At 70.5% G+C, this 20,858-nt stretch carries 21 protein-coding genes and 4 pseudogenes; 15 read left to right on the top strand and 10 right to left on the bottom strand.

What is annotated here, in order from left to right; all coding sequences use genetic code 11:
* Nucleotides 1-143: 143 nt before the first annotated feature.
* A complete protein-coding gene (locus AQJ91_RS14400) occupies nt 144-446 on the bottom strand; it encodes a transposase (RefSeq protein WP_067020763.1) in 303 nt (100 codons plus the stop codon).
* Between AQJ91_RS14400 and AQJ91_RS49355 the strand changes: the two genes are divergently transcribed.
* Nucleotides 337-990 carry a replication initiator gene (locus AQJ91_RS49355; RefSeq protein WP_324618000.1) on the top strand — a complete coding sequence of 218 codons (654 nt, stop codon included), beginning with the start codon at nt 337-339 and terminating at the stop codon, nt 988-990. The genes AQJ91_RS14400 and AQJ91_RS49355 overlap by 110 nt on opposite strands.
* 71 nt (nt 991-1,061) lie before the next feature.
* Here AQJ91_RS49355 and AQJ91_RS14385 read toward each other — a convergent pair whose 3' ends face one another.
* Nucleotides 1,062-2,669 carry a recombinase family protein gene (locus tag AQJ91_RS14385; protein ID WP_079084907.1) on the bottom strand — a complete coding sequence of 536 codons (1,608 nt, stop codon included), beginning with the start codon at nt 2,667-2,669 and terminating at the stop codon, nt 1,062-1,064.
* A 60-nt stretch (nt 2,670-2,729) separates the two neighbouring features.
* On the opposite strand from AQJ91_RS14385, the gene AQJ91_RS14380 reads away from it, so the two are divergent.
* The gene (locus AQJ91_RS14380) at nt 2,730-4,370 is read left to right on the top strand and encodes a DNA repair helicase XPB (protein ID WP_067020750.1); all 1,641 of its coding nucleotides are present in this window, start codon (nt 2,730-2,732) and stop codon (nt 4,368-4,370) included.
* 73 nt (nt 4,371-4,443) lie between these two features.
* Here the strand turns inward: AQJ91_RS14380 and AQJ91_RS14375 are convergent, their stop codons facing one another.
* Together AQJ91_RS14375 and AQJ91_RS14370 are read right to left on the bottom strand one after the other, a co-directional pair.
* Nucleotides 4,444-4,824 carry a hypothetical protein gene (locus AQJ91_RS14375; RefSeq protein WP_067020747.1) on the bottom strand — a complete coding sequence of 127 codons (381 nt, stop codon included), beginning with the start codon at nt 4,822-4,824 and terminating at the stop codon, nt 4,444-4,446.
* A 164-nt stretch (nt 4,825-4,988) separates the two neighbouring features.
* On the bottom strand, nt 4,989-5,177 hold the full coding sequence (locus AQJ91_RS14370) for a hypothetical protein (protein WP_067020744.1): 189 nt from the start codon (nt 5,175-5,177) through the stop codon (nt 4,989-4,991).
* A gap of 323 nt (nt 5,178-5,500) precedes the next feature.
* Here AQJ91_RS14370 and AQJ91_RS14365 point away from each other — a divergent pair, with 323 nt between their 5' ends.
* Nucleotides 5,501-7,657: a HelD family protein gene (locus AQJ91_RS14365; RefSeq protein WP_234382239.1), complete on the top strand. Its 2,157-nt coding sequence runs from the start codon at nt 5,501-5,503 to the stop codon at nt 7,655-7,657.
* Nucleotides 7,658-7,682: 25 nt separating this feature from the next.
* On the opposite strand, the gene AQJ91_RS14360 is transcribed toward AQJ91_RS14365, so the two are convergent.
* Together AQJ91_RS14360 and AQJ91_RS14355 are read right to left on the bottom strand one after the other, a co-directional pair.
* The gene (locus AQJ91_RS14360; RefSeq protein ID WP_067020741.1) at nt 7,683-8,393 is read right to left on the bottom strand and encodes a copper homeostasis protein CutC; all 711 of its coding nucleotides are present in this window, start codon (nt 8,391-8,393) and stop codon (nt 7,683-7,685) included.
* A 73-nt stretch (nt 8,394-8,466) separates the two neighbouring features.
* Nucleotides 8,467-9,207, bottom strand: a pseudogene (locus tag AQJ91_RS14355) (maleylpyruvate isomerase family mycothiol-dependent enzyme).
* Between the two features lie 47 nt (nt 9,208-9,254).
* Here AQJ91_RS14355 and AQJ91_RS14350 point away from each other — a divergent pair.
* The 3 genes from AQJ91_RS14350 to AQJ91_RS14340 all read left to right on the top strand — a co-directional run bounded on the left by AQJ91_RS14350 (nt 9,255) and on the right by AQJ91_RS14340 (nt 11,737).
* Complete coding sequence (locus AQJ91_RS14350; protein WP_067020738.1) at nt 9,255-9,932, top strand: HD domain-containing protein; 678 nt, start codon at nt 9,255-9,257, stop codon at nt 9,930-9,932.
* Nucleotides 9,933-9,942: 10 nt separating this feature from the next.
* The gene (locus AQJ91_RS14345) at nt 9,943-11,085 is read left to right on the top strand and encodes a GNAT family N-acetyltransferase (protein ID WP_079084918.1); all 1,143 of its coding nucleotides are present in this window, start codon (nt 9,943-9,945) and stop codon (nt 11,083-11,085) included.
* 223 nt (nt 11,086-11,308) lie between these two features.
* Nucleotides 11,309-11,737: a PPOX class F420-dependent oxidoreductase gene (locus AQJ91_RS14340; protein WP_067020736.1), complete on the top strand. Its 429-nt coding sequence runs from the start codon at nt 11,309-11,311 to the stop codon at nt 11,735-11,737.
* Nucleotides 11,738-11,757: 20 nt separating this feature from the next.
* On the opposite strand, the gene AQJ91_RS14335 is transcribed toward AQJ91_RS14340, so the two are convergent.
* Both AQJ91_RS14335 and AQJ91_RS14330 read right to left on the bottom strand, forming a co-directional pair.
* A complete protein-coding gene (locus tag AQJ91_RS14335) occupies nt 11,758-12,027 on the bottom strand; it encodes a DUF4031 domain-containing protein (protein WP_067020735.1) in 270 nt (89 codons plus the stop codon).
* Entirely contained in the window at nt 12,024-12,407 is a 384-nt protein-coding gene (locus AQJ91_RS14330; RefSeq protein ID WP_067021097.1) for a hypothetical protein, read from the bottom strand. Before AQJ91_RS14330 ends, AQJ91_RS14335 begins: the two co-directional genes overlap by 4 nt.
* Nucleotides 12,408-12,471: 64 nt before the next feature.
* Here AQJ91_RS14330 and AQJ91_RS14325 point away from each other — a divergent pair, with 64 nt between their 5' ends.
* The 3 genes from AQJ91_RS14325 to AQJ91_RS14315 all read left to right on the top strand — a co-directional run bounded on the left by AQJ91_RS14325 (nt 12,472) and on the right by AQJ91_RS14315 (nt 14,860).
* The gene (locus AQJ91_RS14325) at nt 12,472-13,398 is read left to right on the top strand and encodes a MurR/RpiR family transcriptional regulator (protein ID WP_067020733.1); all 927 of its coding nucleotides are present in this window, start codon (nt 12,472-12,474) and stop codon (nt 13,396-13,398) included.
* Between the two features lie 51 nt (nt 13,399-13,449).
* Nucleotides 13,450-14,385: an N-acetylmuramic acid 6-phosphate etherase gene (gene murQ, locus AQJ91_RS14320; RefSeq protein ID WP_067020730.1), complete on the top strand. Its 936-nt coding sequence runs from the start codon at nt 13,450-13,452 to the stop codon at nt 14,383-14,385.
* Between the two features lie 121 nt (nt 14,386-14,506).
* Nucleotides 14,507-14,860 (top strand): hypothetical protein, encoded by a 354-nt coding sequence (locus AQJ91_RS14315; protein ID WP_067020728.1) that lies wholly within the window; start codon nt 14,507-14,509, stop codon nt 14,858-14,860.
* A 4-nt stretch (nt 14,861-14,864) separates the two neighbouring features.
* On the opposite strand, the gene AQJ91_RS14310 is transcribed toward AQJ91_RS14315, so the two are convergent.
* Nucleotides 14,865-15,647, bottom strand: a complete 783-nt coding sequence (locus AQJ91_RS14310) for an FHA domain-containing protein (RefSeq protein ID WP_234382236.1) — start codon at nt 15,645-15,647, stop codon at nt 14,865-14,867.
* Nucleotides 15,648-15,958: 311 nt separating this feature from the next.
* On the opposite strand from AQJ91_RS14310, the pseudogene AQJ91_RS49340 reads away from it, so the two are divergent.
* The 5 genes and pseudogenes from AQJ91_RS49340 to AQJ91_RS14280 all read left to right on the top strand — a co-directional run.
* Nucleotides 15,959-16,104 (top strand): annotated as a pseudogene (locus AQJ91_RS49340) (transcriptional regulator); the annotation flags it as partial.
* Nucleotides 16,088-16,294, top strand: coding sequence for a DUF397 domain-containing protein (locus tag AQJ91_RS14300; protein WP_067020724.1), 207 nt, complete (start codon nt 16,088-16,090; stop codon nt 16,292-16,294). The pseudogene AQJ91_RS49340 and the gene AQJ91_RS14300, both read left to right, overlap by 17 nt.
* Nucleotides 16,295-16,347: 53 nt before the next feature.
* Nucleotides 16,348-16,881, top strand: coding sequence for a DinB family protein (locus tag AQJ91_RS14295; protein ID WP_067020722.1), 534 nt, complete (start codon nt 16,348-16,350; stop codon nt 16,879-16,881).
* Between the two features lie 216 nt (nt 16,882-17,097).
* Nucleotides 17,098-17,975 (top strand): annotated as a pseudogene (locus AQJ91_RS14285) (hypothetical protein).
* A gap of 59 nt (nt 17,976-18,034) precedes the next feature.
* Nucleotides 18,035-18,712: a Uma2 family endonuclease gene (locus AQJ91_RS14280; RefSeq protein ID WP_079084904.1), complete on the top strand. Its 678-nt coding sequence runs from the start codon at nt 18,035-18,037 to the stop codon at nt 18,710-18,712.
* A gap of 4 nt (nt 18,713-18,716) precedes the next feature.
* Here AQJ91_RS14280 and AQJ91_RS14275 read toward each other — a convergent pair whose 3' ends face one another.
* On the bottom strand, nt 18,717-19,382 hold the full coding sequence (locus AQJ91_RS14275; protein WP_067020712.1) for a class I SAM-dependent methyltransferase: 666 nt from the start codon (nt 19,380-19,382) through the stop codon (nt 18,717-18,719).
* A 32-nt stretch (nt 19,383-19,414) separates the two neighbouring features.
* On the opposite strand from AQJ91_RS14275, the pseudogene AQJ91_RS14270 reads away from it, so the two are divergent.
* A pseudogene (locus AQJ91_RS14270) lies at nt 19,415-20,258 on the top strand (aldo/keto reductase).
* The last annotated feature ends 600 nt before the right edge of the window (nt 20,259-20,858 follow it).

The following is a 20,858-nucleotide window of genomic DNA, read 5'->3' as shown; positions in this document are numbered from 1 at the left end:
GTCACATCCTCGCGACTTACCAGTCGGCGCCCGGCGTCCGCGCACCGCTCAACTTCGAAGACCCGGTTTGAAGCCTCCCCCCGCAGGGCGACTCCGAAGGGCCGAAAATCCTTCATCTCTCGTGCAGCACCGCGTTCAGCTACTCAACTACCGCAAGCAGCCTCCCGCGTTCGTGGCACACCTTTTTTGAGGATCTCGATCGTCTGCTGCTGCTCGCGGTTCTCCTTGCGCAGCCGGCGCAGTTCCTCGCGCTCGGCGCTGGTCAGCTCGCCCGGGGCGCCCTCGCCCCGGTCGGCCTTGGCCTGGCGGTACCAGCCGCGCAGGGACTCGGAGCTGATGCCGAGTTCCCGGGGGATAGCCGTAACCGTCTTGCCCGAGGAGTCGACGAGCGCGATCGCGTCCCGCTTGAACTCCTCGGTGTACCGCTTCGTGTACTTGCTTCCCACCTGGTGCTACTTCCTCTGGAACCTCAGGTCCCAGTCTCCAGGTGTCCACGATCAAGGGGAAGCTTCACACACCACCCCGCCCCCGGCCTGGGCCACCTCCGACGCGCTGAGCGCCGCCGTGAGCCTGGCCGTGAAGAGCGCTCGGCTCACCATCGCCTCCGACGCCATCGGCGAACGCGTCATCGCCTGGGGCGGCCGGTACAAGGTCGACCCCATCACCGCCCTGGGCGACGGCGAACTCACAGACGCGCGCGTTGCCGAGTACACAGACGCCAAGGTCGCCGGGTACGTCGCCAAGTACGCCACCAAGAACGCAGAAGGCACCGGCACCGTGGACCGCACCCTGATGTGCCGTCCCTGTGCCGGACGCGGCTACGTACGCGGCCCTGACGGCTTCCACGACGGACGGGGGCGCCCTCTGCGAACTCGTAGCAGAGACAGTCGAGTTCACAACCCGCGACGGTGCGGCGCTGTCGTACTGCCGCCCCTCTATCAAGGTCATCGGCCCTTGGCACAACCCCGACCAGCACACCACCTGACCTGAGCGCAGACAGCGACGCCCCCACCTGACGGACGAGGTGGGGGCGCCGCTGCGTGTGTCCGGTGACATCGGCGTCAGCCCTGGCTGTCAGCCGCCTCGGTCTCCCGTTCGCTCTCCTTCGCCGCTGCCGCCCGCCGCATGTGCCCCTCCTCGCCGAAGTGCACCGACAGACGCGACGTGTCCAGCTTCTTGCCGCCGCGCCTCGCGGGTGCCACCTCCACGTAGCCGCCCGCGTTCAACAGCAAATCTCGCTTACCGGCCACGTCCGAGCGCTTCCACTGCTCGGCGTGCGTCTCTCCGGTCGGCTCCGCCTTCACGCCGCCCGGCTTCGCCGTTCGCTGCCTCTCCTTCAGGGTCGCCAGTCGCTCCTCCAGCTTGGCGTACTGCTCCGCGTACCGGATCGCTCCGTCGTCGCCCCTGAACAGGCCCCGGTCGTAGCGATCCTTTTGCAGGTCGGCCAACGCTTCCTCGGCCTGCCTGATCTGCGGGCGGAAGTCCTCACCCACCTCCTGGACCATCCGCATCACGGAAAGGTGCCCGTACTTCGCGAGGAACTGCTCGGTGACGTGCTCCTCGGTGGTCACGCCCGCCACGGTCGGCCCGTAGCACTTCACGCCCTGCTTCTCCTCCCCCTTGGCCGCCCGCTGGCGGTACTTCAGAGGGCCGATGCACCGGTACCGAAGCTGACCGTTGCGCCCGCTGAAGGTGTACATGCGCTCGCCGCAGACTCCGCAGGGCATGATGCCGCGCAGCAGCGACGTCCCCTCCCGGCGCTTCTCACCGGGATTGGCCCGGCGCTCCAACTCGTCCTGGAGCGCCTGCCAGGTGTCCGTGTCGAGGATCGGCGGGCGGTTGACCAGCGGCAGGCCGTCCGTCCGCAGGATCGGCTTTCCGTCCTCAATCACCTGGCCGAGCAACTGGTGGTTGCCCAGCAAGCTCCGCAGCGTCGTCGTGTACCACTGCTTGGAGTCGCTGCGCTTGCCCGTGGTCTGGCGTGAGGTGTGGCCAGGGGAGGGGACACCCTCCTTGTTGAGGTCGTTGATGATCTGCATGAGCGAGTCCTTGGTCAGGACTCGCTCCACGATCGCCCTGATCGTTTTGGCCTCGTCCTCATTGACCGCGAGAACCTTGCCCGCCCCATTGGGGTTGGGGACGACCATGTATCCGTACGGGACCCGGCCGCCGGTGTAGCGGCCCTCACGCCGCAGGTGCTCGTGCGCGCTGGACACCCGCATGCCGATGGTGTCGGACTCCAGCTCGGCGAAGACCGCGATCACCTTCGCCATGGCCCGGCCCATGGACGACGTGAGGTCGAGCGGCTCCGTCGCCGACGCGAGCGCAACGCTCTGGTGCTCGGCGAGTCGCATGATCTCCGCGAAGTCGACCGTCGAGCGCGCAAGCCGGTCGATCTTGAAGAACACGATCACGTCCAGCTCGGCAAGCCTGGTCAGGATGCGTTGCAGTCCCGGCCGGTCGAGCCCGCGCGAGAAGCCCGAGACATCGATGTCTTCCTCGGCGGCCACGACCTCCCAGCCACGCGCCTCGCACAACGCCTCACAGGCCGCGCGCTGGCGTTCGGGCGAAGTCGTCTCGTCGGTCTCGCGCGATAGGCGAACATAGATAGCGGCGCGCATCCCCGGCGCGCTGGCCGGGACGCCCTTCCGGCGTCGGGCACGGGGCATAGCCCGTGCTGTGACAGGCGTTGTTTCTGTCGTGAGACAACCTTATCCCCGGAGGTATGTGTGTCCTGCCTAATCGTCCAGTCCGACAAGACCCTGCTCCTGGAGGTCGACCATGAGCGGGCGGACGCATGCCGCCGGGCGATCGCGCCGTTCGCCGAACTGGAGCGGGCACCCGAGCACATCCACACCTACCGGGTGACGCCGCTCGGCCTGTGGAACGCGCGCGCGGCCGGGCACGACGCCGAGCAGGTCGTGGACGCGCTCGTGGAGTTCAGCCGGTATCCGGTGCCGCACGCGCTGCTGGTCGACATCGCGGAGACGATGGACCGCTACGGACGGCTGACGCTGTCCAAGCACCCTGCGCACGGTCTGGTGCTCACCACCACCGACCGGCCCGTACTGGAGGAGATCCTGCGCTCGAAGCGGATCATCCCGCTCGTCGGCGCCCGGATCGACCCGGACACGGTCGCCGTGCACCCCTCCGAGCGCGGCCAGATCAAGCAGACGCTGCTACGGCTGGGCTGGCCCGCCGAGGACCTCGCCGGATACGTGGACGGCGAGGCGCATCCCATCGAGCTGGCCGAGGACGGCTGGGCGCTGCGGCCGTACCAGAAGCAGGCCGTGGAGAACTTCTGGCACGGCGGGTCCGGGGTCGTCGTACTCCCCTGTGGCGCCGGAAAGACCCTCGTCGGCGCCGGTTCGATGGCGCAGGCGAAGTCCACCACCCTCATCCTCGTCACCAACACCGTCTCCGCGCGGCAGTGGAAGCACGAGCTGGTGAAGCGGACGTCACTGACCGAGGACGAGATCGGTGAGTACAGCGGGACGAGGAAGGAGATCCGCCCGGTCACGATCGCGACGTACCAGGTCCTGACGACGAAGCGGAAGGGCGTCTACCCGCACCTGGAGCTGTTCGACTCCCGCGACTGGGGCCTCATCGTCTACGACGAGGTGCATCTGCTGCCGGCCCCCGTCTTCAAGTTCACGGCGGACCTCCAGGCGCGGCGCAGGCTTGGTCTGACGGCCACCCTCGTCCGGGAGGACGGCCGCGAGTCGGACGTCTTCTCCCTCATCGGCCCCAAGCGGTTCGACGCACCCTGGAAGGAGATCGAGGCGCAGGGCTACATCGCGCCCGCGGACTGTGTCGAGGTCCGCGTGAACCTCACGGACGCCGAACGCCTCGCCTACGCCACCGCCGAGACGGAGGAGAAGTACCGCTTCTGCTCGACGACGGAGACCAAGCGCAAGGTCACGGAGGCGATCGTCCGCCGCTTCGCCGGGCAGCAGATCCTCGTCATCGGCCAGTACATCGACCAGCTCGACGAACTGGGCGAGCACCTCGACGCCCCCGTCATCAAGGGCGAGACCTCCAACGCCCAGCGCGAGAAGCTCTTCGACGCCTTCCGCCAGGGCGAGATCAGTGTGCTGGTCGTGTCGAAGGTCGCGAACTTCTCCATCGACCTGCCGGAGGCGACGGTCGCCATCCAGGTGTCCGGCACGTTCGGCTCCCGCCAGGAGGAGGCACAGCGACTGGGCCGCGTGCTGCGCCCCAAGGCCGACGGCCACCAGGCCCACTTCTACTCGGTCGTCGCCCGCGACACCCTCGACCAGGACTTCGCGGCCCATCGGCAGCGGTTCCTGGCGGAGCAGGGGTACGCGTACCGGATCATGGACGCGGACGAGATCCTGGCTGGAGGCTGAGCCGGGATCCTGGCAGGGGCTGAGCCGGGCGGAGAGCCACGGAGAGCCACGGAGCCGGGAAAGCCACGGACAGCTACGGCGCGGGCAGCGTGAACACCAGGAACACCACCAGCAGCGGCGGCAGCAGCGAGGCCGCCGCGACACACGCCCGCACCACCGTCCAGCGGCGCTTCCACGGCAGCGCCCATGCGACGACGTACGCCGCGACCGTGAGGATTCCGCCGATCCCGATCGTCCCGTAGATCACGGACAGCTGCGTCGTCAGCGCCGACGAGCAGTCGGAGCCGCAGCTGTCCGTGGCCATGATGGAGAGCCCGCCGAGGAACAGCGCGGTCGGCCCGAGGAACAGCAACACCACCGATGCCACGAGCGGCGCCACCCAGGCCAGGGGGTCCCGGTCGTCCGGGTGCTGGGGCGGGCTCATGGGCTGTGCCCCGAAGGGCTGTGTCGTCATGCGGGAAGTGAAGCGCGCGGACGGGTCCGGGACACGGGTGCGGCTACTCATCCGGTGCGCGCTGACGTACTCAGACTCGAATCCACGACGCCACCCGTCCATGTCTGCGGGCAGGAGCGCATGGCCCGCGGAGGGACGTCGCGTCGGGAGTCGGCCCTGGGCGGTTACCTGCGGCGGACGACTCCTGCCTCCTCGCCGTACTCGCCGAATATGACGACGCTGACGGCCGCGCCCGCGAAGACCTTGATGGCCCGCAGGGCGTCGCCGAGGCGGTGGGAATGGCTGCCGGTGACGGCGGTCGCTCCGGTCGGAGGGCGGCGGACGGAGGCTGGGTTGATGGTTGCTGCGCTCATGTCTCCATGGTGGCTCCAGGGACATAAAACGGCATCGGCCTGCGGACCGAACCTCACTACTGCACACGTACACCCGTGGATGGAGCCCTTCCCCTCAGGGAGGACAACCCGTCCCCTAGGGGATCCTGCTGGAGGATCCTAGGGGACGGGAAAACCATTGGCCTCCCACTCGCCCGCTCACCTAGAATCTCCGCTCTTGCCCGCCTCCCTCACGGAGCGCCGCCGCCCGGACGGAAACCGGCCGGCACGACCTTGACCGATCGCCCGGACACTCACGGCGAACGACGATCGCCCACACCGCAGGTCCCTCCGGAGGCACCCCCTTGTCCACGCCCGTCGACGACCCCGTAGACCCGCTCTCCCGCGAACGCTCCCACCTCGCCCACTCCCGCGCGGCCCTGCGCACGATGCGCGAGGACGTCGAGTCCCTCGACATCACGGACGTGGCCGCGAACTGGGTCAACGCCCAGGTCCTGGCCCGCCAGATCGACGAGCGCGTCAAGGCCCTCGCCGACCTCAGCGACACCCCGCTGTTCTTCGGCCGCCTCGACTACCTGCACGCTCCGGGCGCGGACCGGGCCGAGGGAGCGGACGGCGACCGCCCGCGACCGGAGGCCGCCTATCGGACACTGCACATCGGGCGCCGGCACGTGCACGACGCCGACGGCGACCCGATGGTGATCGACTGGCGGGCGCCGGTGTCGCAGCCGTTCTACCGGGCGTCCAAGAAGGACCCGCAGGACGTGGCGCTACGCCGCCGGTTCGGTTACACGGGCGGCGACCTCACGGCGTACGAGGACGAGCACCTCTCCGATCCCGCCGAGGCGGCGAGAACCAGCAAGCTGCTCCAGCAGGAGATCGAGCGCCCGCGCGTCGGCCCGATGCGCGACATCGTGGCGACGATCCAGCCCGAGCAGGACGAGATCGTACGGTCCGGACTCGGCGGCACGGTCTGTGTGCAGGGCGGCCCGGGCACCGGAAAGACGGCCGTCGGCCTGCACCGCGTCGCGTATCTGCTGTACGCCCACCGAGAGCGCCTGGCCCGCACCGGCACCCTGGTCATCGGACCGAACCGTTCCTTCCTCCACTACATCGAGCAGGTGCTGCCGGCCCTGGGCGAGTTGACGGTGAGCCAGGCCACCGTCGACGGCCTCGTCGCCCACGTGGAGGTGCGCGGGTCGGACGACGCGGCCGCCGCGATCGTCAAGGGCGACGCGAGGATGGCTCAGGTGCTGCGGCGCGCCGTCTACTCGCACGTGACCATGCCCACCGAGCCGGTCGTGGTGGTGCGTGGCTCGCGCCGCTGGCGGGTCCCCGCGTACGAACTGGAGGACATCGTCCGCGAGTTGCTGGCCCGCGACATCCGCTACGGCGCCGCCCGCGACGCCCTGCCGCAGCGCATCGCGCACGCCGTGCTGGTGCAGATGGAACGGTCGGGCGAGGCGCCGGACGACCGGGTGCAGGACGCGGTGGCCCGCAACGCCGCGGTGAAGGCGGCGGTGAAGACGATCTGGCCGCCCGTGGACCCCGCGAAACTCGTCCTGCGCCTGCTGACCGACGCGGACTTCCTGGCCGTACACGCGGAGGGCGTCCTCACCGGCGACGAGCAGAAGACGATCCTGTGGGCGAAGCCGGTGCGGTCGGTGAAGTCCGCCAGGTGGTCCCCGGCGGACACCGTGCTGATCGACGAGACGAGGGACATCGTCGAACGCACACACTCCCTCGGCCATGTCGTCCTCGACGAGGCGCAGGACCTGTCCCCCATGCAGTACCGGGCGGTGGGCCGCCGCTGCACCACCGGCTCGGCGACGGTCCTCGGCGACCTGGCGCAGGGCACCACGCCCTGGGCGACGCGGAGTTGGGACGAGGCGCTGGCCCACCTCGGCAAGACGGACGGCGTGATCGAGGAACTGACGGCCGGTTTCCGCGTCCCGACGGACGTCATCACCTACGCCTCCCGCCTCCTCCCCCACATCGCCCCCGGCCTCACCCCCGTGGCGTCGGTCCGCGAGAACCCCGGCTTCTTCGACGTCCGCCCCGTCACCGCCACCGCCCAAGTGATCGCGGCCTGCGAGGAGTTGCTGCGCAACGAGGGCTCGACGGGCCTGATCGCGGCCGACGCCCGTGTGCCGGAGCTCGAGGAGGCGCTGACGACGGCGGGTATCACCTACCTGGCCCCCGGCGAGGAGACCACTCGGGAGACCCGCCTGACCCTGGTCCCGGCGTCACTGGCGAAGGGCCTGGAGTACGACTACGTGGTCCTGGACGAACCCCAGGCGGTGGTCGACGGCGAACCGGACGAACGGACCGGCCTGCGCCGCCTGTACGTCGCCCTGACGCGGGCGGTGTCGGGCCTGATCGTGACGCATGGGGCACCGCTGCCGACGCAGCTTGTGCAGGGAACCCCTTCTCCCGACCGTAAGCGGGTGGTGGGTGGGCATAGGCCGGGGTCCAGGGGGCGGGGCGGAGCCCCCTGGTAGACGGCACGAAGAGGCACGGCCCCCCTCACCCTCCGTCGCCCCCCTCACCCCCGTCCAGCATCCTCCGCCACGCCGCCACCGCCTCCACCGACACCGACTCCCCCCAACCCCCCGGCCGAGCGGCCCCGCCGATGTGAAACCCGTCGATCCCGGCATCCAGCAACACCGGCACATGCTCCAGTCGCAGCCCGCCCCCCACCAGAATCCGCTGCTCATACCCCGGCTCCCCGCTCCTCGCCGCCTCCGCGAGCAGCACCCCCAGCCCGTCATCCACCCCACCAGCCGCCCCGGCCGTGAGGTACGTGTCAAGCCCGGGCAGACCGTCCAACTGCTTCCGCAGCGCATCCCGGTCGGCGGCATGGTCGATCGCCCGATGGAACGTCCACCGACACCCACCCAGCTCCCCGACGGCCCTCTCCACGGCCCTCAGATCCACCGCCCCGTCCACGTCAAGAAACCCGAGCACGAACTCGTCGGCCCCGGCATCCCGCATCTCCCGAGCCACCCCCACCAGCCGCTCGACATCCCCCGCCGCGAACCCGCCCTCCAGCCGCAGCATCACCCGCAGCGAGATGTCGACGGCGGCACGGATCCCGGCAAACGTCCCGACCGCCGGCGTGAGCCCGTCCGCCGCCATGTCGGTGACCAGCTCCAGCCGGTCCGCACCTCCGGCCTGGGCGGCGACCGCGTCCTCGACGTCGAGGGCGATCACCTCCAGGACTGCACGCTTGCTCATGGGACCCCATTCCTCGGCGGCTACAGGTCTAGTCCAATCCAAGCCTACGCCCACGCACGGGCCCCGCCGGGACTCACCCGTAAATGCTCAGGTCCCCCACCTCCGCCCCCGCCGGCTCATACGTCACCCCCGCCGCCGACCGCCCCGCATACAGCCGTACGAGCGTCGCCGCGTCCCCGATGAACCGCGCCGGCGTCCGCTGCGCCCCCGCGTCACCGAGCCGCAGCGGCTCGTCCTCCCCCACTGCCTCAAAGGCGTGGGAGGTGCCCCCATCGTCGAGGTCGGCGTGCACCGGCAGATGCCCCCGCTCCCGGGTGAGCCACGCCGGCAGCCGAAGCGCGTACGGCAGCCCCGGCCCCGCATACGCCCCCGGCTCCCCGAGCGCCTCCCGCACGTCACCGGCGTGCACCCTCCCCCCACTGCCTCAAAGGCGTGGGGGAACCCCCATCCCCAGCGCGATCCCGTCCAGCACCCCGCCCGCCTCGGCGATCACCGGCCCGGCCTCGGTCATCCCGCGTTCGAGCTCGTCGACGACCTGCGCGTTCGGCCAGTCGGCACGCTCGGCGATGTCCCGGTCGTTGGACTCGGGCGAGAACACCCCCTCCTCGAACCGGCTCTCCACCACCCGCATCAGGGCAGCCGGACAGTGCGCCGGCACATCCCGCCCGGTCCACCCCGGACACGCCAGGGTCGGCACCGCGAAGTCGGCGTCGGACCGCCCCCGCAACAGCGGGATCAGCGCATCCCGCTCGACGACCAGCAACCGCCCCGGCAGCTCGGGATCCCGTACGTCGTGCACGTCAGTCGAAGTCATGGCCTCCACGCCAGGGTCCACGGGCCGAGCCACGGGAGAATGAAGAGATGGCCGACCCCGACGCCCTCCGCCCCCGCTTCGTACGAGCCCTGGAAGCAGCCAGAGCAGCCAGAGCCGACGGCCCGGACGCGACCCCGTACGCCGACGACCTCCTGGCCCGCTGGCAGGAACCCCAACGCCGCTACCACACCCTCACCCACCTCACCGCGGTCCTCGACCACATCGACGAACTGGAGGCAGCCCCAGGGAACCAAGCCACCGACCCGGACCTCGTCCGCCTCGCCGCCTGGTTCCACGACGCGGTCTACCTCCCCGACCGCTCCGAGAACGAGGAACGCTCCGCCCGTCTCGCCGAACGCGCCCTCCCCGAGGCCGGAGTGTCACCGGAGAACACCGCCGAGGTGGCCCGCCTGGTCCGCCTCACGGAGACCCACGCCCCGGCCCCCGACGACCGCAACGGCCAGGTCCTGTGCGACGCGGACCTCGCGATCCTCGCCGCGCCGCCGTCCGCGTACGCCGCGTACACGGCCGCCGTACGCGAGGAGTACCACTTCATCCCGAACGACGCCTTCCGCGAGGGCCGTTCCACGATCCTCCGCCAACTCCTGACCCTCCCCGCCCTGTTCAGCACCCCGCACGGCAAGGCGGAGTGGGAGGCGACGGCCCGCTACAACCTCACCGGCGAGCTGGAAATGCTGTCGCTCCCGGTGGGCCGGGAGCCGTAGCGTGACCCGTATGCGGACCATGGGTGGGCAACAGGTACGAGAGGCCGTCGCCGGCACCGTGGCGCTGCTGCGGACGGCGACGGACCAGGACTGGGACGGGGTCAAGGCGGGCCGGCTGGAGTGGAGTTGCCGGACGACGGTCTTCCACATCGCCGAGGACCTCATCGCGTACGCCGCACAGCTGGCCGGACGCGCGCAGGACGCCTACGTCCCCTTCGAGATCACCCTCGACGAGGGCACCGACAACACAGGCCTGCTGCACGTCGTCGAGACGACCGGCGCGCTGCTCGCCGCCGCCGTCGACACCGCGCCCCGCGAGGTCCGCGCCTTCCACCCCTACCCCTTCCGCAGCGCGAACCGCGAGGGCTTCGCCTCGATGGGCATCACCGAGGTCCTGCTGCACACGCACGACGTCGCGGAGGGCCTGGGCCTGCCCTACGAGCCCCCGGCCGAGCTGTGCGAGGACATCCTGGCCCGGCTCTTCCCGCACGTCCGGCCCGGCCCCACCGCCTGGCCCACCCTCCTCTGGGCCACCGGCCGCGGCGACCTCCCCGGCCGTACGCCCGTCACGGACTGGCGCTGGCACAACAACCTCGTCATCCCCACCGACCGCCTCACCCTCCAGGGCGTCACCCCCGCCGCCGCACACGACCTGCGGCTCGGCGGCGACGGCGGCTTCGACTGGATCGACGCCGGCCCCTTCCACGGCACCCGCGAAGCCGCCGGAATGGTCGTCAAGGCCTACGAGGTCGGCCTGCACCGCCCCGAGTGGGGCCTGTTCGTACTCGTACGCCGCGAGGACGGCCGCGCCCTCGGCGGCATCGGCTTCCACGGCGCACCCGACGAGGACGCCCGCGCCGAGGTCGGCTACGACCTCGCCGAAACGGCCCGCGGCCACGGCTACGCGACGGAGGCCCTGCGCGCGCTGTCCGACTGGGCCCTGGCCCGCGACGACGTACACACACTCATCGCGTCGATCTACGACGACAACCACCCGTCACAGGCGGTGGCCACCCGCGCCGGCTACGTCCGGGCGACGCTGGAGGAGGAACGAACGGCACACGAGGCACACGAGGCACACGAGGCACACGACGACGACATGGACGACGCACTCAGCCTGTACGTCCGCCGTCGGCGGCCGCTGTCCTCCTAGGGCCTGTCCGGCGGATCATGCCGCAGACGCGGGGTCTGGCACGCACATCTGCCGCGTTGTCGTCACTCGCCGACGCTCCGCGTCGACTCCCTCCTCCGCCTTGCAGCTGCACGCACCAGACCCCGCTCACCGGCGCCACATCGGCACCGTCTCTGCCCTGCGACCTGATCCGCCGGACAGGCCCTAGCCTGGGCAGGAGGTCCGCCGCCCGAAGGAGCCGCCCGTGTCATTCACCGACGAGGAGATCGCCTACCTCCGGTCCCACCCCCTCGCCCGGCTCGCCAGCCTCTGCGCGGACGAGCAGCCGGACGTGGTGCCGGTGGCCCTCGAGTTCGACGGGACCCACTTCTGGGTGGGAGGCCCCCGCGACGAGGTCCTCGGCACCCGCAAGATCCGCAACGTCATGAGCGGCCGCCGCAAGGTCGCCTTCGTCGTGGACGACCTCGACTCCATCGATCCGTTCGTCGCCCGCGGCGTCCGTGTGTACGGCGAGGCGGACGGGCCCGTCAAGCGGGACGGGATGGTCGGCTACGGCCACTACCTGCGCATCACGCCGACGATCTCGTGGAGCTGGAACCTGTCGGGTGAACCGGTGGGCGTCACCTGGTACGAGACCCGGCGAGCCACCCATGAGCCACCCCGGCCTGACTAGGTGTGCTGTCCGGACAGGCCCTATGCCGTCCGTCGCCCCTTGGGCCTGCGCAGCCCCGCCCCGTGCAACAGCCGCACCACCTCACGACTGCTGACCTCCACCGCCCCGGCCCGCACCACGTCGGCGTACCGGTGCGAGGGAATGTCGTAGTGGTCGCGTTCGAAGGCCCGGCGCGGGACCCCCAACCCCTCGGCGAACGTGTGCAGTTCGTCGAACGACACGTCGCTCACGAGATGGGACCACATGCGGCCGTGTCCCGGCCAGGTAGGCGGGTCGATGTAGACGGTCACGAGGACGGTGTCCCGCCGGCCGCCGACCCCAGCGCCCCCACCGCGGCGACCTTCACGCCCGCCTTGTGGCACACCCAGTGCGGGTCGGGACCGAGCTCCGGCTCGACGTCCAGCGCGTGCGGGTCCCCGGCCTCGCACACCGGGCACAGCGGCCAGCGCCCGTACCGCTCCAGCAGCGCGTCCTGTACGTCCTGGGCGAGCAGCCCGGCCACGAACTCCACGCCCTCCGGCCACTGCTCCACCCACCAGCGCCGCTGTACGACCGACTCCTCGACCATCGACACGACGTTCGCCTCGGCGACCTCGCCCGCGACGAGGTCGGCGAGCACGAGGGCGCGTGCCGCGTGCAACGCCTGCTCCAAGGGGCTGATGGGTTCCATGCCGTCCATGCCCCCATTGTGCGCACTCTTGACCACAACACCGGGCCGAAAATATCTTTCAAGTGTGACCCATGACGTGAAGGAAACTTTCCAAAGGCATGCGGGCACCTCGGGCGCCGCACCTCCCGCACCCGCCGCCCTCGCCGCCAAGGTGCGCACTCTCGCCCCGTCGATGACCCGTTCCATGCAGCGGGTCGCCGAGGCCGTCGCCGGCGACCCGGCGGGCTGCGCGGCCCTCACGGTCACCGGCCTGGCCGAACTCACCGGCACCAGCGAGGCGACGGTCGTCCGCACCGCCCGTCTCCTCGGTTACCCCGGCTACCGCGATCTGCGCCTCGCCCTCGCCGGCCTCGCCGCCCAGCAGCAGTCGGGCCGCGCGCCCGCCGTGACGGCCGACATCGCCGTCGACGACCCGATCGCCGACGTCGTCACCAAACTCGCCTACGACGAACAGCAGACCCTCGCGGACACGGCCGCCGGCCTGGACACCGTGCAGTTGGGCGCGGCCGTGACGGCGGCTGCCTCAGCTCGCCGTATCGATGTGTACGGGGTGGGGGCCAGTGGACTCGTCGCTCAGGATCTCGCGCAGAAGCTCCTGCGCATAGGGCTGATAGCCCATGCGCACAGCGATCCGCATCTCGCCGTGACGAACGCGGTGCAGTTGCGGGCGGGGGATGTCGCCATCGCGATCACGCACTCGGGGTCCACGGGCGATGTCATCGAGCCGCTGCGGGTCGCCTTCGAGCACGGGGCCACGACCGTGGCGATCACCGGGCGGCCCGACGGGGCGGTCGCTCAGTACGCCGATCACATTCTTACGACGTCCACGGCTCGGGAGAGCGAGCTGCGGCCGGCGGCGATGTCCTCGCGGACCAGTCAGCTGTTGGTGGTGGACTGTCTGTTCGTGGGGGTGGCGCAGAGGACGTATGAGACGGCTGCGCCCGCGTTGTCGGCGTCTTATGAGGCGTTGGCGCATCGGCATCGTCGGTAGGCCGCCCCTGAGGCGCGTCCAGTACACGAAGTTGAAAAGGGCCGTTTCTCCATGACTTCTACGTCCAACCCCCGCCACCTCCGAGCCGAGTTGGAATCCCTCACCACCGAGGCGTTCCGTCCCGAGCTGTCGGACATCGATCAGCTCGCCACCCTCGACATCGCCCGGCTCATGAACGGCGAGGACACCTCCGTCCCGGCCGCCGTCGCTCAGCGCCTTCCCGAGATCGCCGCCGCCATCGACGCCGTAGCGGACCGCATGTCGCACGGCGGCCGGCTGATCTACGCCGGTGCGGGCACCGCCGGTCGGCTCGGGGTACTGGACGCCTCCGAGTGTCCGCCGACCTTCAACACGGACCCCTCCCAGGTCGTCGGCCTGATCGCGGGCGGCCGGGAGGCCATGGTGACGTCGATCGAGGGCGCCGAGGACTCCAAGAAACTGGCCCGGGACGACCTCGACGCCCTCGCCCTCACGTCCGCCGACACGGTGGTCGGCATCTCGGCGTCCGGCCGCACCCCGTACGCCATCGGCGCGGTCGAACACGCCCGCAGACAGGGCGCGTTGACGATCGGCCTGGCCTGCAACGCCGACAGCGCGCTCGCGGCCGCCGCCGATCACGGCATCGAGATCGTCGTGGGACCGGAACTGATCACCGGCTCCACCCGCCTCAAGGCCGGCACCGCGCAGAAGCTCGTCCTCAACATGCTCTCGACGATCACGATGATCCGGCTGGGCAAGACGTACGGGAACCTGATGGTCGACGTACGCGCGTCCAACGACAAGCTGCGCGCCCGCTCCCGCCGTATCGTCGCGCTGGCAACCGGCGCGGCCGACGCCGAGATCGAGGCGGCGCTGGCCCAGGCCGGGGGCGAGGTGAAGACGGCGATCCTCATCCTCCTGGCCGACGTCGACGCCCCCACCGCGACCACGCTCCTGTCCACGGCGAACGGCCATCTCCGGGCCGCCCTGCGGGCGGCGGAGGACTGACCTCGGCAGACCCTGACTTCGCTCAGTACCCGGTAGCGGCCTCCTTCCCCAGAATCGAGTGCACGGGGCTCGCAGGGAGCCCCGGAAACACCGAACGAATCACGGGGTTGCGATGACTGCGATGACCAGGATCAAGAAGCTGTCCGCGGTGGGCGCGGGCGCGGTGGTACTCGCCGGGGGTGCCGTCCTCGGCCTCTCCGGTACGGCCGCGGCCGGTACCTGCGGGGAAAACTTCGACCCGAGGGTCAGCGGCGCCAAGGCCTACTGGGAGATCAACTGCCGCGGCGGCATGGTCACGATCGAGGGCTGGGTCGAGGACACCAAGTCGGACGGCAAGTGCGCCAAGGTGAAGGCCGTCGTCGACGGCGAGACCGTGCGGAGCAAGGCCGCCTGCCCGAAGGGCGACCGCGAAGAGTTCAAGTGGACGGGCAGGGGCTCGTCGATCACCGCGGAGCTGTACACGTACAAGGTCTGACGATCTACGGGTTGAGGAGGACGAGGTCCTCCTCCTGTACGAGATCGAAGCGGAGCGCGAGTGACACCAGTGACTCGCGCTTCCCGCTGTGCCGGGCCGGCGTCAGAGCGAGCTTCTCGGCCAGGTAGTCGACGCTCCACTGCACCGCCGACTTGCTGACGGCGGGCCAGGCCGGACGCAGCCGCTCGATGATCTGCCGGGTGCTGGGCAGCCGTGCGAACGGCGCCTCGCGCAGCCGTGGTTCGCAGAGGGACGCCAGGACGAGGAAGTAACGGCGGGACCGGTCGAGCGGGAAGGCCGGGAGGGCCGGAGCGTGGTCCTGGCCCTCCCGGTGGCCCCGCCCGCCCAGGTATTCGTGGCAGGTAGCCCAGACGTCGAAGTCGATCAGCTCCTGCCCGGCGGGCAGCACCACCCGTCCGAACTCGAACGGGATCGGCGCCTCCCTCCTCCCCGGCCCCACCTTGATGTGCTCGCCCGCGCCCTCCGGGTTCTCGACGACATAGGTCTGGCACGGGCTGAGATTGGTCAGCGTCCAGTAGGCGCGGTGCGCGGTGATCCACCCCGCGGTGTGCTGGATCCCCTCGTGCCGGAGCGTCAGCCCCCGCTCGTGGTCGCCCGTGGGAACGCGCCCGAAGGCCAGCCGCTCACCGGGCGCGAGCCGTATCTGGGCGACGGCTCCGCGGCGGCCGCCGCCCGGGACGTACGGATGGCGGTGCCTGGGAACCACGATGACGCTGTGCGCGCTGCTGTTGCTGTTGCTGTTGCTGTTGCTGTTGCTGTTGTACATGGTCGGTACCCCCGATGTGCGGTGACGAAGGAGTGGTCAGCTCCTGCGTCGTTGGGGGGCCAGCGTGCCGGGAAGGTCCGGCGAGGCGAACCTGAAACCTTCCAGGGTGCGGTTTCCGGCCGCTACCTCGCCCTGGCGTAACCGGCGGCCCCGACTCCTTGTTGGCGCCCCGCACCCGGGCCCGCAGCACCTCCTCCCGGGGCGCGGGCCCCAGCACATCCGGCGGACAGTCCCACTCTCGACCGCCCCCGACGGGCCGCACCTGCACCTTGCCGACCACATGTCCCATGACCTCGCCGACACGTCCCAGCACCGGACGACTGGAGGACGACCGGCCACCGTCGCCCAGCTGAGGCTCACCTTCGAGCTCCTCGCGGCCTCCGCACTCTCACCGCAGAAGTCCCTGGCCCTGATCGAGGCGTTGGCGCAGGATTACGCCCATGAGGAACTTCCCTGACTACGACCTGAGCACGGCCATCTGGCACAAGTCGAGCTACAGCGGCGGTGGCGGCAACGAGTGCCTCGAAGTCGCCGACGGCCACCCCGCCCTCGTCCCCGTCCGCGACTCCAAGAACCCCCACGGCCCGAAGCTCGTGTTCCGGGCCGAGCCATGGTCGGCGTTCGTCGAAAGCCTCAAGCGCGGCTAGAGAACGGTTTATAGAGGTCAGAATCTGACCTCTATAACTCCTAGCGTGCCCCCATGACTGAAACCACGCACGCCATCACCACCGACGAGCGCACCGACCTGCTGGAAATGCTGGCCCACGGCCGGCACTTCCTGCGCCTCACCACCCGCGACCTCACCGACGAGCAGGCCGGGCAGCGGACCACCGCCAGCGAGCTGTGCCTGGGCGGCCTGATCAAGCACGTCACGTCGGTGGAACGCCACTGGGCGGACTTCATCCTCGACGGCCCGTCGGCGATGCCCGACTTCACCAAGTTGACCGAGGCCGACTGGGCCCGGCGGGCCGACGAGTTCCGGATGCTGCCCGGCGAGACGCTGGCCGGCGTGCTGGCCGACTACGACAAGGCGGCCCGCCGGACCGACGAACTGGTCACGTCCCTCCCCGACCTCAACGCCACCCACCCGCTGCCCGAGGCCCCGTGGAACGAGCCCGGAGCTCGATGGTCGGCCCGCAGGGTACTGATGCACATCGCCGCCGAGACCGCCCAGCACGCCGGTCACGCCGACATCATCCGCGAGTCCCTGGACGGCGCGAAGAGCATGGGCTGACCGGCCCCGAAGCTCAAGTCCCCAGCTCCGAGCGCTCTTTTCAAGGAATGGGTGGAGGTCTCAACCCGCCCTCCCACCCTGCGAGTTGACTTGACGCGTTCGGCTTGCCACGCACGGTGACGATCGTCTAGCGTGCCCGAATAACGAACGCCCCCGCCAGGTGCGCCAACACCTGCGGGGGCTTGACCTACAAGATCGAAGGAACAGTTCGATCCCATGGCTGACGCCAAGCTTAGTGCCGCCTTCCTGCCCGCGCACGCGTCCTCGCACCCGATGTCCAACCCGGGCTACGGAAAACGCAGCGCCCCCGACCAACGCCCCCACACGGCCCACGACTTCGCCCACCTCCCGCCCCGCGAAGCCGCCATCGCCGCCTACATCGACCGCCTCCCCGACGGCGCCGACATCTCCTAAAGACGCTGGCCAAGACGCTGCCGTACGGACAGTGCGCCCTCCGCACCGCCCTCAACACCCTTCAACGGGCAGGCCACTTGCGCCGGGGACGCGAACACCTGACCGCAGACTCCGGCTGCACGCGTTGGATCACCCGATCGTGGTTCTCCCGTACCGCACGGGACGATGACTGGTGGGCGGCGTTCACGAGGGGCGACGTACCGCGGGAGTCGGCACAGCCACCCGACCGCCCCCGCTCCACCCGTTCGCGCGCCCACATCCTCCTCGCCGCCCTCGGCCGTACGGCGCCCGTCCTGTCCCTCTCGGAGGCCGACTGCGCGGCGCTCGCCCCGCTGGTGGCGGAGTGGTTCGCACGGGGTGCCACCGACGAGGCCGTACTCCACGCCCTGACCAGCGGTCTGCCCACGCCGGTCCACCACCCGGCGGCACTGCTCCGCAAGCGCCTGACCACCAAGCTCCCGCCACAGCCCGCACCCCGGCCGCCCCTCCGTGTCCTCGAATGCGCGAAGTGCGGTACGCCGGGCCGACCGGAGGCACTGCCGGGTGGCGTGTGCGGCACCTGCCGGGCAAAAACCGACCCCACACGCCCCACCGCGCCCCTGAGCGCCGTGGCCGTGCGCACACGGGCGGCCGAGATCCGCTCCGCGATGATCGACCGTCGAGACAGGACACTCACATGACCGCCCCAACGATCCGACGCCACCGCCCCGGGGCACCATGGAGGGGAGGAGGCGAAGCCATGACCCCCAGCACTGCTCAGCGCCCACAGATGTCCGCCGAGGACTTCGAGGAACTGGCCGCCAGGGCCCCGAAGCACGTGAAGCTCGAGTTCCTCGGAGGACGGTTGTACGTCAAGGGCGACCGCATCGAGGTCGAGGACTTCGAGGAACTGGCGCGCAAAGCTCCCGAGGGGGTCAAACTCGAACTCATCGATGGAAAGCTAGAGGTCAAACCCTTGCCGGACCAGCGCCACAGGGCCATCATCATGTGGCTCATCCGGCTGTTCATGCAGCAACGTCCTGAGCTTGCCCTGTACCCCGAGCAGGGCCTCAGGATCGGCGCCTACCGCAAGGGGCACGCCTGCGCGGACGGCGCTCTGGCACCGCTCGATCACTTCATTGCCCAGGACGGCGACTGGGCCGATCCGGACGGCGTCCTCATGGTCATCGAGGTCACCTCACACGACCGCGACACCGACCGCCGCGACCGCATCGACAAGCCCCGCGGCTATGCGGAAGCCGGCATCCCGGTCTACCTGCTCATCGACCGGGACAACGACACTCTGGTCGTGCACGGCAATCCCAGGGGAGGGATCTACCAGCGACGCCCCTCGTATTCGTACGGAGCCACCATCGAACTCCCCGCCCCCGTGAACATCACCCTCGACACCGAAAAGCTGAAGGACTACGCAGACTGAGTTCTCAGCCACGCCAGACCAGCGTGTACCGCCAGAACAGCCGACGTCGAAGGCGTACGCCTGGGAGGGTGCGGCGTACTTCCCGGGCGATATCCGCGAACGTCGTGTCCGGAGACCGGGTCACGGCAGTCATTGAGACGGATCGCGGCGCCGTACGCCCCCTGTTCTTGACCCAGCCCATCGCAAGGTTGAGCGGCACAGACACGAGGCTGAGCAGATGGTCGACGGCCGTCTCCTCGCGCGCACACCCGACCACCACCAGCGTTCCGCCGGGCGCCAGTTGGTCACGCAGCCGGGTGAGGGTCTCGGTCAGCGGAAGGTGGTGGAGTACGGCGACGCAGGTGATGACGTCGTAGGGGCCATCCGGGATACCGTCCGGCGCAGCGGCGACGGCGAAGGTCACGGACGCCGCGTCCGCCGGGGTCGACTCCCGCGCCCGGCCGACGATTTCCGGATCGGGATCGATCCCGACCACCATCTCCGCCACCCGCGCCGCCAACAGCCGGGCCAGGTCGCCCGCCCCGCATCCCACATCCAGGGCACGCCCGAGCTTCTTCCGCCGGGGCAACTGCCGCAGGATCCAGGGGTGGTAATGCTGGTTGTGATCCCATGGGTGGGCGGCGTTGAAGCGCTCCAGGGCGTGCAGCAGGCGGTTCGGAATGATCGTCACGGGGTCCAGTTCAGCAGAGGGGGAGACGGCGTATGGTGGCGAGGACGTTTCGCATAGGCGGCGATCTGGAGGTGGGGCGGATCGGGTTCGGCGCGATGCATCTGCCGACCGAGCCGGCCGCGGCGCGTGACGTCGCCCTCGCGGTGGCCCGACGGGCGGTCGAACTGGGCGTCACCCTCATCGACACGGCCCACCTCTACGGCTGGGGCGCGAACGAGGAGCTCCTGGCCGAGGCGTTGCACCCGTACCCCGACGACCTCCTCGTCACGACCAAGGTCGGTTTCCAGCACACGGCCTCGGGCGAGGGCTGGCGGCACGCGGGCCGCCCCGCCGAACTGCGCGCCCAGGTCGACGACGCCCTCCGCCGCCTCCGCGCCGACCGGCTCGAGCTGCTCCAACTCCACCGCATCTCACCGGAAACCCCCCCTCGCCGACCAGCTCGGCACCCTCCGCGACCTGCGCACCGAGGGCAAGGTGGGCCGGATCGGCCTCTCCGAGGTCACGGTCGCCGAGCTCGACGAGGCACGCGCGATCGTGGACATCGCGAGCGTGCAGAACCGCTACAACCTCCTCGACCGCGAGCACGAGGCCGTACTCGATGCGTGCGAGGAGGCGGGCATCGCGTTCCTCCCGTGGCGTCCGGTGGCGGCGGGCACGGGTGGTGCGAGGGCCGAGATCGCCGAGGTGGCGGAGGCAGCCGGCGCTACGGCGACACAGGTCACGCTGGCTTGGCTGCTCGCCCGCTCACGGGTTGTCCTGCCGATTCCGGGTACGGCGAGGATCGAGCACCTGGAGGAGAACGTGAGGGCGGCTGGTGTTTCCCTGACGCAGGCCCAGTACGACCGCCTGGATCGCCTGACCGCCGTTCAACACTGAAGGGGGCGCTGAGACCACCCCCGCTATCGACGTGACCGTCGGGGCCGCCCGCTTCTTGGCAGTGTCGTGCTTCCGCGAGCCGCGTCAAGGGCGCTGCGCTGCGCTCCGCGTCGGCTGCGCCGATGGCCCTGCGGGCCACCCTTGACCCGGCTCGCTCCAGCACGGGTGAGAAGCGAGCGAGCGGCCCGGAAAGGCGGGTGGCCGGGGCAAGTTGGCGGCTGCTGTTGGGTGTGGGGTGGGCCGGGGTTGACGGGACGCGGTCGCGGCTCGCCTGCACGCCGGGCGGGCTTGGCGGCCACCGGCCGGTGGGTACGACGCGGTCACGCCTCATCCGCACGCCGGGCGAGCTCAGCGGCCACCGGCCGGTTGGCGGGACGCGGTCGCGGAGTGGCGGCACGCCGGGCGAGCTCAGCGACCACCGGCCGGTGGGTACGACGCGGTCACGCCTCATCCGCACGCCGGGCGGACTTGGCGGCCACCGGCCGGTTGGCGGGACGCGGTCGCGGAGTGGCGGCACGCCGGGCGAGCTCAGCGACCACCGGCCGGTGGGTACGACGCGGTCACGCCTCATCCGCACGCCGGGCGGACTTGGCGGCCACC

This window comes from Streptomyces dysideae (assembly GCF_001514305.1).
GTDB lineage: Bacteria > Actinomycetota > Actinomycetes > Streptomycetales > Streptomycetaceae > Streptomyces > Streptomyces dysideae.
Note: the sequence above shows the minus strand (reverse complement) of the source record. Positions and strands in the feature narration are given on the sequence as shown.